The organism is Blautia sp. SF-50 (assembly GCF_900101315.1).
Taxonomy (GTDB): Bacteria; Bacillota; Clostridia; order Lachnospirales; family Lachnospiraceae; genus Blautia_A; species Blautia_A fusiformis.
On the sequence record NZ_FMUW01000007.1, the window covers coordinates 54,247 to 69,013 of the forward strand.

Below are 14,767 nucleotides of genomic sequence, written 5' to 3' on the forward strand. Positions count from 1 at the left end.
CCCTGAAATGGTTGTTACACTTTACACGGAAGTTTAACCTCGCCATAACAAGCAGGTTTCCTGGCTCCGGGATCATGGCTCCTCTCTCCTTCTCATACATACGTACAATGGACTATGAGATTCGCTCCTCCGTTACAGTGACCGGATCGCTCAGGTTTCACACCTGATTCCCTTTTCTGTGGACTTCTGATAATCAATATATAACTGTCAGCTATCCTCAGCACTTGCTATGTTCAATATGGAATTATACTGACATTATAATAACATCCTGTTAATTATATGTCAATACTGTTTTCAATATTTATACATTTTTGAGCATATTTTGTTGCTGTTCACTCCGTTCCATAGGTTTTTCAGTATTTTTTCCGACGTTAAAAACAGCCCGACAAACTGCTGTCGGGCTGCTGTATTTTTATTTTCTGTTGTACGTTTTTATTATACAAGACGTCTTACAGATACAATTGTTCTGTATGTAGCATCATTGCTGATCTTGATCCCGTCCTGAGAGTTCGATGCATGAACGATCTGGCCATTACCCATGTAAATAGCCACGTGTCCGCCATAGCAGATCAGATCTCCCGGCTGTGCATCTGCGTAGGATACTTCTGTACCTGCATTCTGCTGCTCATAGGAGGTTCTCGGAAGGCTGACTCCGAAGTTCGCATAGACACTCTGTACAAATCCGGAGCAGTCTGCACCATTGGTAAGGCTTGTTCCGCCCCATACATAAGGATTCCCCACAAACTGTGTAGCATAATTCACAACAGAAGATCCGGAACCGCTACTGTAAGAAGAACTGTCACTGTCTGAAGATGTATCCTCTGCATTAGATGTGTCCTCTGCACTTTCTTCAGATGCGTCTGTGCTGTTATCGTAATCTGCGTCTGCATTATCCTCTGTATTCTCAGTATCCTCGGACGCATCATCATTCTCACCATTGTCTGCATCTTCATCCACAGCCTCGGTGTCATCTTCTGCAGTATCCTCATCTGCATTCTCGATCACGTCGCCGTCCTCATCGTGCTGTACGTCTTCGCTCTCGTCCGCCTCATCCTGCTGTGCTTCCTGCTCTGCCTGACGTCTTGCTTCCTCTTCTGCCTCAGCCTGTGCTCTCGCTGCTGCTTCAGCCTCGGCCTGACGTCTTGCCTCTTCCTCTGCTGCAATACGCTCAGCCTCTAATCTCTGAAGCTCTGCAGTCTGCTCTGCAAGAAGGTTTGCATAATCTGTAGCCTGCTGCTGTGCGTAGGCGATCTCATTATCATAATCTGCGGATGTGGCACGCTTCTCATCCAGCTGTGCCTGCAGGTTCTGGGACTCTGCCTCATATTCCTGCTTCATTCCCTCCAGTTCTGCCTTCTCCTGTGTGTACTGTGCCTCCAGGTTTGCCACCTGCTGGATCGTATTGGAATATTTTTCAAGACTCTTACGGTCCTGCTCATAAGTCTTCTGTGTGTACTCTGCTCTTGTAAGAAGGTCAGACAGGTTCTCTGCATTCAGCATCATCTGGAACCATGCATCGTCTCCACCCTTCTCATAGAGATACTGGATACGTTTCTTCATTGCCTCATACTGTTTCTGCTTGGCATTTTTGGCCTTCTCAAGGTTGGTCTGTGTAGATGCAATGTCGGCTTCCTTATTGGAGATATCTCCCTCCAGTGTCTGGATCGAAACCATCACGTTTACAAGATTGGCATCAAGAGTTGAAATCTCGCCTTCAATCTGTGACTTCTGTGAGGAAAGCTCATCCAATCTGGAATAAGTCGCATTCAGCTGTTCGTTGGTCGCATCCATCTCCTGCTGAAGTGCTGCCTCATCTTCTCTTGTTGCGCTTACGCTGACTACTTGTGCTCCGCTGATGATGAGCGCCAGTGTCAGACATAATATCCTTTTCTTCATGACTGTTCACCCTCGCAATCTGATTCTAATTTAATACAGCGGATCTGACCATCCGCTTCGTTGGTTTTCTTTGTAATACTTTTGCAATATCTTGTTTCAATCTTTTTATATATTAACACAGTGTTATTTGGATTGCAAGGATTTTCTATTAATTAGTTTAAAACTTTGTAATATTTATTAATGATTTTGACATTAAAAAAGGAGAACCCGGGTTATCTCAGGTTCTCCTCTCACGTTTCTTATTGCTATTTGTTACATACAAATTTCTTTCAGCATATCCTGATCAGAAAAGATCTGCAAGGATCTGATTGGCTGTCTTGTTCAGATATCCGTTGGGATCGGAAAGAGTGCTTCTGTTCCATCTGAAGTATGCACCGTTTCGGATATAGTTACCACTGGATTCATGATAGTCATATTTGCTGGCTCCAGGATACCTAGACATATAAGTTTCTGCCAGCTTGATCGCCTGGCTTCCGTAAGTTCCGCTTGGTGTCGGTGTTCCGGAAATCTGTACGCCGGCATTCGGTGTACAGTGGAGGATCACAACACTCTTATCGGAACATTGTCCGAGAACGATCCAAGTATGTCCGCTGTTGTATCCGATATCTCCCGGATAAAGCTTCCAGTTTGAGCTTGCCAGCTGAGACTGGGAAACAACGGTACCCATTCCCTTGCCGGAATACAAAGATCCAAGATTTCCGGAAACGTCCGTGTACATAGGTCCACCGGATCTGCTCTGCATGATCTGATATACAGACCATCCTACAAAGCCGGAGCAGTCAAGGCCCTTCTGTTCTGTAGCTTCACTGAGATCCATATAATATCTGTAATTATAGGAGCTGGAATTGCTGTCATACCACTGTTTCCATTTTGGACTAATGCCCTTTCTGGTCGCATCCGACCAGTTGTGGCCGCCGCCCCATACGTAAAGAGTCTTTCCTACCGGAAGTAATGCATTGGCAAGGAAATTCTTGATAGTCCTGGAGCTTGTCGCTGTAGTAGTGCTTGGGTTGGTATCCAGGACACCATTGCTGCCAAATGTATACTTCTTGCCATCGATCGTCTTCGTTCCCGTAGCCATGACACCGGTTGACGGATCGAAATAATATTTATATCCTTTTTTGGAATTTGTGACCCAACCGGTAGCCATCACGCCGCTCTTGCTGTAAAAATAATAGGTATCGCTGCCGATCTTCTTGAAGCCCTTATACATAGCTCCCGTATTTGAATCAAAATAACGCTTCTGCTGTTTCTTATTCGTTGCCCAGCCCTTTGCCATAAAGCATTTGCTGGTAAAATATCTGGTCACATTCTGCTTGTCTGTAAGGAATACACTTCTGGCTGCAGCACCACTGCCGCTGTAGAAATAATATTTCTTATTGCTGATCGTGGCCCATTTCGTTGTCATATATCCGCTGGTGGGGTTAAAATAACGGGTATTTTTCTTGCTGTCTGTAATCCAGCCTGTAGCCATATAACCCTTGATACCGTTGGCATTATAAAAATATCGTTTGCCCTTGCCATCCTTGGTCCAGCCCTTCACCTGTACGCCTGTGGATTTATTAAAATAGTATTTCCTGCCGTTCAGTGTAAGCCAGCCTTTTACCTTCTGGCCGTTCTGATAATAATAGGACTTTCCTTTTTCTGTCTTAAAACCTTTTTTGGTCGCAGCCTGTACATCTGTTGCCGTTGTATGTACAGTTGCTCCGGCTGCAAAGAACATCAGAACAAAAAAAAGTCCCCAGAGTTTCCATTTTCTGCTTAATTTTCGCATACATACCTTCCTTTGATAGATAGATCATTGATATTTACTATTTCTTAAGTCCGGCTGATCGTAAACATTACAATTTTGTTACAATTTTACGTCCATATTATATAACATTCTTTACGGTCCGTCAACTCTTTCCTTTTCTTTCAGAAAAAACATCATCCAGGTATTACCAATGTTGATTTTATGCAGAAAAAAGCCCCGAAACATCAGAAATATTCACCGATGCTCCGGGGATATGATCCTTTATGCAGTTTTGCTCCTGTCTGTTACAGGTCTGTTACAGATCCTTACAGGAATTTTTTGCGAAGCTCTGCTCCGTCAAGGGCACTTAAATATGCAGGTGCAACATCAAATACGGTCTTGCAGCCCTTCTGTCCTTCCTGGTTCATGCGATATGCAGCTCTTGCATAGGCAACGATCACAGAAGATGTGAACTCAGGATTGGAATCCAGCTTCAGGCTGTACTCGATCACATGGCTGTTCTCATTGTTCCAGCCTGTTTTTCCGCTGCGGATCACAAAACCGCCGTGTGGGATACCGCTGTGGTCACGATTCAGCTCTTCCTGGGAAATGAAATGTACCGTTGTATCATACTCGTCAAAGTAGTTCGGCATGGTCTTGATCTCTTCCTCGATGCGTGCAAGATCAGCACCTTCCTCAGCAACTACGAAGCATTCTCTTGTATGTTTCTGGCGTGTGGTAAGCTCCGGATTTTCTCCGTTTCTTACTGCCTCAAGTGCAGCTTCTACCGGAATGGTGTACTGCTTTGCATCCTTTACGCCTTTGATGCGGCGGACTGCATCAGAATGTCCCTGGCTGACACCCTTGCCCCAGAATGTGTAGTCGTTTCCATTTGTAAGGATCGCATTTGCATACATACGGTTCAGAGAAAACATTCCTGGATCCCAGCCTACGGAAATGATTCCTACATGTCCACTCTCTGCTGCTGCCTTATCAACATTTGCAAAATGCTCCGGGATTTTCTTATGTGTATCAAAGCTGTCCACAACATTGAAATATTTTACATACTCCGGTGTCTGAACAGGAAGATCTGTAGCACTTCCTCCACAGATGATCAGGACATCGATCTCATCCTTCAGCTTCTCCGCATCTTTTACAGAATAAACCTTTGCGGTCTCTGTAAGGATCTTTACAGTCTCTGGATCACGTCTGGTAAATACTGCAACCAGCTCTGTATCCGGATTATGCTTGATGGCGCACTCCACGCCGCGTCCCAGGTTTCCGTAACCTAAAATACCAATTCTTATACTCATAACGATTTCCTCCTCTTTTTCTCTGCAGTGCAGCATTTCCCGGACAGCATTGTGAATCTCTGTCAGAAAAAGCCTTCTGCGATCTATATCGCAAAACGGATCTGCAGGATCCGCCTTACAAACATATGGATATGCTGCCTTATGATATCCCCGATCTCAGTTTCAGGACATCGATGACAGACCTTTTTCCTGCATCAGCAGCAGAAAAAGCCGCCCGGCCAGCACATGAAACAGGCCATGGTCCTGCAGCAGGCATCACACATATCTCCTCCTGCGGTCGGCATTCCCCCAAAGGGATCCTGCCGCTGCTGATACCAGCCGCCACCGCCTTCCATTCTCTGGAGCAGCATACGGTACTGCATATTATCCGGTTCCTGACGGACTGCTTCACGGATCTGATCCAGAGCTGTTACATTATTTCCCATTCCCATATTTGCCATAGCAGCCAGGTAATACCATTCCCCATTTTTCTGACCAAGAGAATCCAGTACATTCATAGCTTCCTGAAAATGACCGCTCTGCACATAATTGGCGGCCGCCCTTCTGCGCATACTTTCCTCATCCTGATAGGCACTGGAACCGGCATTTCCGTAATTTCCAAAACCACCGTAATTTCCGTAGCCGCCATAACCATTCTGGGAACTGCTTCCGTACTCACGCTCTTTCATGATCTGCTCGTAAGCCTGCTGCACTTCTTTGAATTTTTCTTCGGCCTGATCCTTATTCGGATTATTGATATTGGCATCCGGGTGATACTTTCGGCTCAGCTTCCGGTATGCCTTTTTTATTTCATCATCAGATGCGTTTCTGGGAACTCCCAACACGCTGTATGGATCTAACATTTTTTCTCTTTCTCCCGTTCTTCCCTGCGCTTCTGTCCGATCGCCGCAAAGCGGCACCAGACGCCGGAATATAAAATATTTCGAAGGATATCTCCGTATCGGAGGATCGGCAGCTTTTCAAATTCTCTGCAGCATTCTGCAAGCATCATCATAAGAAGCCGACGTACCTCTTCCTCGAACCCTTCTATCTTATATTTTTCAAGGAAAGGATTGTAATTTCCGTTTTCTGCATCTTTTTCCACATCGTCATAAGCATCCAGGATGTAGATAAATTTTCCGAGATAAAATCCCAGACGGCGCAGGGACGATTCCCAGACATCCTTACGGAAGGCCAGAATCTCTTCCATGATACGTCCGGAACATCCGGCTACACGGTCCACATCGGTTTCCCCCTGTTTTTCCAGGGAAGAAAGCTCCTCCAGTGCGTTTCGGATCCTTTGGATCTTCTCCGGATAAGCGGACATATGCATATTTCCGCAATTCTTCAGAATTCCTGCATATGCATAGCGCAGTGGTTTGTGTTCATCCTGCCAGTCATCCATACATTTGTAATAGGTAAGGATCACATTCATATCCGCACAGTACTCAGTTACTGTATTTTTGCGCACTGGCTGGGGCTTCAGCGGATGGACCACACACCTGGAGGTTCCCTTCTTCGTTGGCGGTTCATAAAGAGCGCTTAAAAGAAGGACCACAAATGTCATATCATAAGTCAGTGAGATCTGTCCCGGTATCCCGTATCTCTCCCGCAATTCTCTGCAAAGACCGCAGTAAAAAGAACGGTACACATCAAAATCCTTGAATTTTATTTCCGGTTTATTAACGGTCACATATCCGAACATGTCAGCTCCTTTTTACGAATTTTGTGTGGCATTTCGGACATTCGATCTCGATCTTGCCCTTTCCCTTTGGAATACGTATCTTCTGTCCGCAGCCCGGACAGCTGTAGATGTGATGGGTCTTTCTCTGCTTCATCAGATCCTTTTCTTTATTAAAGCGAAAACGAAACTTTGACGTCATCTGAAGGAATTTCTGATTTTCGGCATAACGCTGCTGGATATTTCTGGAAAAAATACGTATATATGCATATACGATCGCTGCGACCCCGAGAATGTCAAGGGTGCTGCCGACAGTTCTGCTGAATATATTAGCAAACATTGCCAGAATGATCAGAACCAGTGCGACTCCCATGGTGAACCTGGAAAGATCATCCACTCCATAACGTCCCTGCATAAATTTATTGAATTTGTCTCTCATATGATCTGCATCTCCTTTTCACTGCCAGACGGCACTGCCCAAAAATTTCCGTAAAAAAATCCGGATGGCAGTTCCTAACGGTCATTGCATACCTGGAAAATGTAGAATTTCAGATAATAGGACTCATCTGCTGACCATAGGATCGGATGATCCGGTGCCTGTGTACGGTACTCTACCTGGCGCAGTCTCTTATGGACATTCTTCGCTGCCTGACCGATGGTCTGTGTAAACAGCTCATACGTCATAAAATGAGAGCAGGAACAAGTTGCGAGAAATCCGCCGTCCTTTACAAGACGCATTGCACGGAGATTGATCTCACGGTATCCCTTGATGGCATTTTTTACAGAGCTTCTGGATTTCGTAAATGCCGGAGGATCCAGTACCACAACATCAAATTTCTCTCCCTTCTCCTCAAGCTCGGGAAGAAGTTCAAAAACATCCTCACAGAGGAATTTCACTGTTCCGTCCAGGCCGTTCAGACTGGCGTTTCTTCTTGCCTGCAGGACTGCAGTTTCCGACGCATCCACACCAAGAACACTCTGTGCCCCTGCAATTCCCGCATTCAGTGCAAAAGAGCCGGTATGTGTAAAGCAGTCCAGAACCTTCGCCCCTTTGCAGAGCTTCTGGATAGCAAGACGGTTATATTTCTGATCCAGGAAAAATCCGGTCTTCTGCCCGTCCCTGATATCTACTTCATATTTCACACCGTTCTCTTCAATCTGAACAAGTGTCGGAAATTCTTCTCCGATAAATCCCTTGGTAAGTTCCATTCCTTCCTGGCGGCGTACCTTTGCATCACTCCGCTCATAGACTCCACGGATCCGGATCCCATCCTCAGCAAGGACTTCCTTCAGTGCATCTATGATCGTTTCTTTAAGACGGTCGATTCCCAGTGCAAGAGACTGTACAACAAGCACATCTGAAAACTTATCCACAACAAGACCCGGAAGAAAGTCTGCTTCTCCGAAGATCACACGGCAGCTTCCGGTATCTACTACCTTCTTACGATACTCCCATGCGTCGCGGACACGTTGTTTCAAAAATTCCGGACTGATCTCTGTACGCTCATCTCTGGTAAGCATACGGACTGTGATCTTGGAATTGGTGTTGATAAATCCTCTTCCCATTGGATATCCGTCAAAGTCCCGGACCAGAACGATATCTCCGTTCACAAAGCTTCCCATGATGCTTGCGATCTCATTGTCATATACCCAGAGGCCTCCTGATTTCAGGAATCTGCCTTCGCCTTTTTTTAATGTTACTACTGCCAGGCTCATAAATTCTACCTTTTCCCTTTCTCGTTTCCCTGTCACGGTTTGCGATGTATGAGTCCACAAAACCGATTTACGGTCAATTTTATCACAGAAAAATCCATTTTTCCAGTGCTTACACAAATCCTTGTCGTAAATCACAAAATTTTCATGATATCTTTCCTGCACGACAAAAAATACCACAGCAGAGGTTGTTTTCTCTGCTGCGGTATTTTTTATCTCTTTTTCTGTAAATCTTTTATTCTGCTGCGGATTCCTCAGAAGAGTCCGTGTTCTCGCCGTAAAGACCTGCCAGATATTTCATGGTTTCTTTATAAAGTGTCTGCTTATCTTCCTGGGGAACATCTGCAAGAATAGCTGCTGTCACGTCTGTGGCCTCTGTGGCCTCCTGGGAACTGTCAATACTGAACAGCTTCTTCAGCTTCTGATCCATCATATTCAGCTCTGTACTCTGATATTTTTCTGTACCATCTGCCTCATAGGATTCTGTACCATCCTTCAGGATATCATAATAATCCTTCTCAACAGTTTCTGCCACACTCTTCGCTGTCTGCTCATCCAGTGTTACCGTTGCCACTGCCTCTGTATCCTCCGTTGCAGCGAGAAGGGAATCTGCATCTCCCTCATACTCGCCTTTTACAAAGAGGACAAATTTATCATAATTGTTCTTTGCTTCTTCACTGAGCACGGAAGTATCGTTTTCTGCACTATCTGCCTGGTCTGAGCCCTCTGTACTTTCTGAAGATTCTGTATCTTCTGTTGCCTCCGGGATTCCGGTCTCATCGGATGCAGCCTCATCAGAAGCGCTTTCATCTGTGCTGTTCTCGTCAGAAGCACTTTCGTCTGTACTGCTCTCGTCGGATGCACTATCCTCTGTACTGCTCTCATCAGAGGTACTTTCGTCTGTGCTGCTTTCGTCCGAGCTTTCCTCATTGCTATAGGTTCCGTCGTCGGTAGCATCCGGGATTCCGGTCTCATTGCTTGTATCCTGAGAATCTGCTCCTGTTTCTTCCTCAAGACCCGGATCCTCTGTGGAGCTCTGGATCACATCGTCACCAAGAATGCTGTCATTTACATTGTTGACAATATCATCAGAAGAATCTGCATCCACATCTACGGTTTCATCACTGCTCTCGCCATCCAGCGTATCATCAGAGGAAGAGGTCTGGCCTGTGGTATTGGCATCTACCTGCTCCAGTGTTTCCTTCACATCATCATAATTGTAATCCTGCTGTGAGATCTGCTTCAGAAGAGACACGATCCTGTCAATATCGTCCTGGCTTACGGAAATATTGTTCTGCTCAGCCACATTGATAACAATATTCTGGATCTCATCTGCATTCTGTACTCCGTTCTGGATCACATCCATCTTGGACTGGTTTACAACTGTTGTCGCCTCATTTTTACCAACCTTATCTGCAAGCTCACCGGTGGTTACGATCTCCTGGTTGGCAAGCTTCGTCTTGGTCTCATCCAGCTTCTCTCCACTGGCCTTCTCATATGCCATCTGGATGCCGGTAAGTGCACCTGTTCCGGATACTTCCATCGGGCAGGCAGCAACTACTTCACAATTCTTCACACCGGATGTGGAAAGTGTCGTTGCGATCATATTACCTGTCACCCAGTTCAGATTTGCTGTGCGGACCTTGATCCCGCCGGACTGTGTAGGCTTCACATAGGCACAGCTCAAAGTTCTGGAACCGATCTGGGACTGTGGCGCGATATTATCCAGGTGTTTATGCTCATCCTCATTTGTAATGGTCATCACCTGCACCTGATCGGAACTTACATTAAAATATTTCATCATTGTCTGCTTCTGAGCATCCGTAAGATCTGCTCCAAGTGTTACTACCTTCGATGCATCTGCAAATACGGGATTTACACTTCCTGCCACAAGGCATGCACTGCAGAGCAGAGCTGCGATCATGTTTCTTTTTTTCATTGATCTTCCCTCCATATATTTTTTCGGATCGATTGTATCTGCTTAACTTTTGCGGTGTAAAGCGGACATTCCTCTTCGTTACTTACATCTCCACGAATGCGAGCGCTTCACGATCTGTCGTTCTTGTCATATTATAACACAGCTGCTGAAATATTTGTAATTTATATTATATAAAAAACGCTGCCGGAAATTATATCACTCATTTCTGACAGCGTTTTATTGCTTTTCTCATTTTCCCAGAGAACTTATCTGATCTGGTTTAATTTTCCGGTTTCTTTTGCTTTTTTCAACAATTCCCGGTTTTTTTCATTCATGATACCAAAATCCTTCAGCGGACAGTACACTTTTTCACATTTTCCCATGAACTCCAGTGCTTCTTCAAAGGCAGACTCCGAAATGCATTCAAAAGGCTTCTCCGTGATCACTTTTGCAGCCAGTTCTTTTGCCACCTGATAATCTGCATCATTGGTATGGAGAACTCCGGTCACAAAAGGAATCCCCTGTCGCTGCAGCTTCCGATATACCGGAATCCCACTTCCATTTCCTCCGATCACAAACACCTCCGGTTTTCCGGCCGGAGGTTCCATTTCCACGCAGCCGAATTCTGCATTATAGCTTCCACGGGTGATGCCATAAAGCTTCCGAATATAATCGGAAGTAAAGATTTCCTCCGGTGCACCATATTTCTCAATGTGATCTCCATGAACACAGATCACCTGGTCAGAAATCTTCTGGGCAAGATCCAGCTCATGAAGGGACATGATCACCGTCATCTGTTTTTCCAATACCATCTTCTTCAAAATGGCAAGAAGCTCCAGCTTATGCCGGATATCCAGGAAGGAGGTCGGTTCATCCAGGATAATGATCTCCGGTTCCTGGCAGATGGCGCGTGCCAGAAGGATACGCTGTCTCTGTCCGTCACTGATAGCTGTAAAATCCCGGTTCTTCAGATCCCAGGCGTGAACCATCTCCATGGCACTTTTAACTTTTTCCTTGTCCTCTGCGGAAAGGATCCCGAGAGTTCCGGTATAGGGATATCGTCCGGTGGATACCACATCCTCACAGGTCATAAGCTCCGGTCGCATGCGCTCGGTAAGTACTACAGCCAGTTTTTTTGACACTTCCCTGTTGGTCATCCGGCTCATCTGTTCCTGTTCCAGATATACCGTTCCGCTGATCAGGGAAAGCTGTCTTGTGATACTCTTCAAAATAGTAGATTTTCCGGCACCGTTGGGACCGATCAGTGTCAGGATCTCTCCTTTATTCAGCTGAATATTGATCTCTTTGATCAGCGGTTTTCCATCATAGCCTACGGTCAGCTGATCTGTATAAAAAAAATATGATTTCATCGTTTATATCCTCTGCTGTCTGCGAATCATGATATAGATAACTACCGGTGCTCCGAAAACTGCTGTCACAGAACTGATGCTCAGCTCCGTCGGTGCAAATACAGTTCTTGCGATCAGGTCACAGAACAGGCAGAACACTGCACCGCCCAGAAAACAGGCCGGGATCACAAGCAGGGGTTTTGCAGTCTTCAGGAGACTTTTTGCAATATGAGGCACAGCGATCCCCACGAAGGAGATCGGCCCTGCAAAAGCGGTCACACAGGCAGAAAGAATACTGGAAAGCAAGATCAGAAGTATCCGGAAAGCCTTGATATTAACTCCCATATTCTGCGCGTAAGTCTCCCCCAGCTGATAGGCGCTGATCGGTTTTGACATAAAAAATACGATCACCATGGTAAGAAGTACCACAGCAGCCATAGTCTGCACATTCCCCCAGGTCATACCGGAAAAGCTTCCCAGTGACCAGTTGTGAAGATTGACTATGTTGGAATCATCTGCAAAGGTCACCACAAAGTCTGTGATGGCCGAACAGATATAGCCGATCATAACACCACTGATGACCAGCATGGACATGTTGTGGACTTTTTTTGCCACAAGGAGCACAAAGCCCATGGAAATCATTGAGCCTGCAAAAGCAGCCAGGATCATGGCACCGGAACCGATGGACACCGATCTGCTTAAAAAAAAGATCATCAGAAGCGCCACGATCAGCTTGGCACCGGAAGAGATCCCCAGTACAAAGGGTCCCGCGATAGGATTGTTAAAAAAGGTCTGCAGCAAAAATCCGGAAACAGAAAGTGCTCCGCCAAGGATGATAACTGCCAGTATCCTGGGAAGACGGATCTCCCAGACGATATTATAAGAAGTTTCATCTCCCTGATGCCGGAATATGATATTCAGGATCTCCTTCACAGAGAGGTGGATACTTCCGGAATTTACATTCCATATAAATAAAAAGATTAAAAGTACCGCAAGGATCACAAAAGAGATCCCGTATCGGACTGCGCGTTTTCTGTCATTCATTTTTCTGGTACACTCCTCTTCTGTTTTGTTATCCTGTCCTTTCGTTTCCTGCTCACAGGTGGAAACCGGCAAAGGAGTTAAAACGAACACTGGAATTTATTTCAGTTTATGCATATAGGTCAGATCATCCAGAGAATCATCATCTGTAGTCAGCATGGTGTGGATATCCTCGATCATGGTTCCAAGTCCGGTAGTTTCCTGGAAGAGATTTTTGCCTGTGCACCAGACATTTCCGTTCTTCACTGCCTTGAAATCTGCAAGAAGCTTACTTTTGGAAAGAAGCTCATCAATGGTCTTAAGTTCCCCGTCAATCGTACTGTTATAGATGATATAGTCTGCATCCTTCGCCTTGGCATAAAACTCTTCCATCTGCATATTCATGGTGGAAAGAGCATTGTCATTTACTCCCGTATCCTCCGGAACATAATTTCCTCCTGCGAGAGAGATCATTTCTGAAACATAGTCGCCGCTTTTTCTTATATTTACCGCACCTACGGAGTTGATATAAAAGAACGCTACGGTCTTGTCTGTTTTATCTGCTGTGAGAACCTTATCCAGCTTGTCCGTCTGCTCTTTGAAAACCTTTTCTGCCACATCTTCTTTTCCCAGAAGAACTGCGTAAAGCTTCATCCATTCGGTTCTTCCAAGAGGGTGACTCTCATAACTGGAACGCTCTACCATTACAGGGATCCCGAACTGCTCCAGCTTCTCCTGTACCTCCGGATTGTGATGGATCATGGTGGATTCAATGGCAAGGTCACAGCCATCGTTCAGGATCAGCTCGTAATCCGGAGCACTGTACTTGCCGGCATAGATCATCTTTTTCTGTTCCATAGCGTCCTTTGCTTCCTGGATATACCATCCGTCTTCCTTGGTTCCGGAAAGCTTGATGCTGTCAATCCCGTCGATAGCGCGGAAAAGATCCATGGCCGAGGTTGCTACCAGATAGATATTGTTTATGGGCTGCTGCAGAACCGCAATGTCAGGATCCAGCCCCTCCGGTGCTTTCTTGCCTTCGGGAACTACAAGAAACTGTCCTTCCTGATCAATGGTGAGCAGCGCATAGCCATCGTTGTAGTAATCCACATTAAATTCCTTTGCGTAGGAAAGCTCCATACTGTGATCAAAGGTAAGGCCTGGAATATCCGCAGGCTTATGTTCTGTCTCTGCTGCCTGCACTGCAAAAGCACACCCCAGGATCAGGGTCAGCGTCAGAAATATGTATGAAATTATTTTTTTCATTTTTCTTCCTTTTTCATGCTCGAAGAATCAAAATTCAGGGTATACTCAATCTCGTGAGGAGTACTCATGGCTACAGTATCTGCAGTCACTTCCATTTCTGCGTCAAAGACTGTGACCGGGATCTCAAATGTGGAGTTTCCGTCTTTGTTCACCGGCTCATATTTTTCGCCGTCCACGATCATGTAATCATAATTCGGACTGCTCCAGATGATGGTTGCCGTAGCTTCTTTGTCCTTGATCTCTACTTTAGCTGGAGATTCTACAGATGCTCTTCCTGTTCCGCCTGTAAGGGTTACATCCGTCTCATAGGTTCCGTCCTCCAGCTTCAGCTCTTCCGGTTTTTTCCCTTCGGATTTTTTGTCGTCAGAGGTTTTTACAGGATTCTTTACGCTGACTTTATGGTCGTACCATTTGCCTTTTTCTCCCAGGATCGCCACGTTAAATTCCTCACCAATGGCCGGTACCGGGATATCAAATCCGTAAACCTCCTCTGTATAACCATCGCTGTACTTCACTGTATCTGTGGTCGGCTCAATGATCTCTGCTCCGTCCTTCTGGGCATCCTCGGCAGTTCCCGCAAACAGGTTAACGATCTTCTTGGAAACCAGACTTACGTGGATGGTCATTTTACCATCTTTGACCGTGAGCTCTCCTTTTTTGTCATTGGCCTCATTTACATGAAACATGCTGCTGTCTGTACCAAACTCTGCTGTATAAACGCCATCTTCCAGGGTATCTGCTTTGGCTGCATCTGTATCCTTTTCTTCGGAAGCTTCTGCTTCCTCACCGGACTCTGTTTTTGTTTCATCTGTTTTTGCCATCGCAGGCACAGAGCCCAGCACCAGGACTGATGCACTTGCCATTGCAAGAATTAAGTTTACATAGCGTTTTTTCATGATA

At 45.6% G+C, this 14,767-nt stretch carries 12 protein-coding genes and 1 riboswitch; all 12 genes read right to left on the reverse strand.

Translation table 11 applies throughout. The annotated features are described in order from the left end of the window. Nucleotides 1–33 precede the first annotated feature (33 nt). Nucleotides 34–203: riboswitch (cobalamin riboswitch) on the reverse strand. A gap of 232 nt (nt 204–435) precedes the next feature. After that, entirely contained in the window at nt 436–1,896 is a 1,461-nt protein-coding gene (locus tag BLP57_RS06200) for a C40 family peptidase (protein ID WP_092070151.1), read from the reverse strand. A 283-nt stretch (nt 1,897–2,179) separates the two neighbouring features. Continuing rightward, nucleotides 2,180–3,670: an N-acetylmuramoyl-L-alanine amidase family protein gene (locus BLP57_RS06205; protein ID WP_242872560.1), complete on the reverse strand. Its 1,491-nt coding sequence runs from the start codon at nt 3,668–3,670 to the stop codon at nt 2,180–2,182. Between the two features lie 284 nt (nt 3,671–3,954). Beyond that, nucleotides 3,955–4,941: a diaminopimelate dehydrogenase gene (locus tag BLP57_RS06210; protein WP_044961542.1), complete on the reverse strand. Its 987-nt coding sequence runs from the start codon at nt 4,939–4,941 to the stop codon at nt 3,955–3,957. Between the two features lie 194 nt (nt 4,942–5,135). Continuing rightward, complete coding sequence (locus tag BLP57_RS06215) at nt 5,136–5,783, reverse strand: J domain-containing protein (RefSeq protein ID WP_021651556.1); 648 nt, start codon at nt 5,781–5,783, stop codon at nt 5,136–5,138. After that, a complete protein-coding gene (locus BLP57_RS06220; protein WP_015525968.1) occupies nt 5,777–6,625 on the reverse strand; it encodes a DUF5685 family protein in 849 nt (282 codons plus the stop codon). The genes BLP57_RS06215 and BLP57_RS06220 overlap by 7 nt, the downstream gene beginning before the upstream one ends. 1 nt (nt 6,626) lies before the next feature. After that, nucleotides 6,627–7,040 carry a hypothetical protein gene (locus BLP57_RS06225; protein ID WP_015525969.1) on the reverse strand — a complete coding sequence of 138 codons (414 nt, stop codon included), beginning with the start codon at nt 7,038–7,040 and terminating at the stop codon, nt 6,627–6,629. A 74-nt stretch (nt 7,041–7,114) separates the two neighbouring features. Next, complete coding sequence (locus BLP57_RS06230; protein ID WP_015525970.1) at nt 7,115–8,317, reverse strand: class I SAM-dependent rRNA methyltransferase; 1,203 nt, start codon at nt 8,315–8,317, stop codon at nt 7,115–7,117. A 232-nt stretch (nt 8,318–8,549) separates the two neighbouring features. After that, the gene (locus BLP57_RS06235; protein ID WP_022426414.1) at nt 8,550–10,253 is read right to left on the reverse strand and encodes a DUF1002 domain-containing protein; all 1,704 of its coding nucleotides are present in this window, start codon (nt 10,251–10,253) and stop codon (nt 8,550–8,552) included. Nucleotides 10,254–10,498: 245 nt separating this feature from the next. Then, nucleotides 10,499–11,602 carry an ABC transporter ATP-binding protein gene (locus tag BLP57_RS06240; RefSeq protein ID WP_092070154.1) on the reverse strand — a complete coding sequence of 368 codons (1,104 nt, stop codon included), beginning with the start codon at nt 11,600–11,602 and terminating at the stop codon, nt 10,499–10,501. A 3-nt stretch (nt 11,603–11,605) separates the two neighbouring features. Beyond that, the gene (locus tag BLP57_RS06245) at nt 11,606–12,625 is read right to left on the reverse strand and encodes a FecCD family ABC transporter permease (protein WP_044961544.1); all 1,020 of its coding nucleotides are present in this window, start codon (nt 12,623–12,625) and stop codon (nt 11,606–11,608) included. A 96-nt stretch (nt 12,626–12,721) separates the two neighbouring features. Beyond that, entirely contained in the window at nt 12,722–13,867 is a 1,146-nt protein-coding gene (locus tag BLP57_RS06250) for an ABC transporter substrate-binding protein (RefSeq protein ID WP_092070157.1), read from the reverse strand. Then, nucleotides 13,864–14,763, reverse strand: a complete 900-nt coding sequence (locus BLP57_RS06255) for a hypothetical protein (RefSeq protein WP_092070160.1) — start codon at nt 14,761–14,763, stop codon at nt 13,864–13,866. The genes BLP57_RS06250 and BLP57_RS06255 overlap by 4 nt, the downstream gene beginning before the upstream one ends. Between the last annotated feature and the right edge of the window lie 4 nt (nt 14,764–14,767).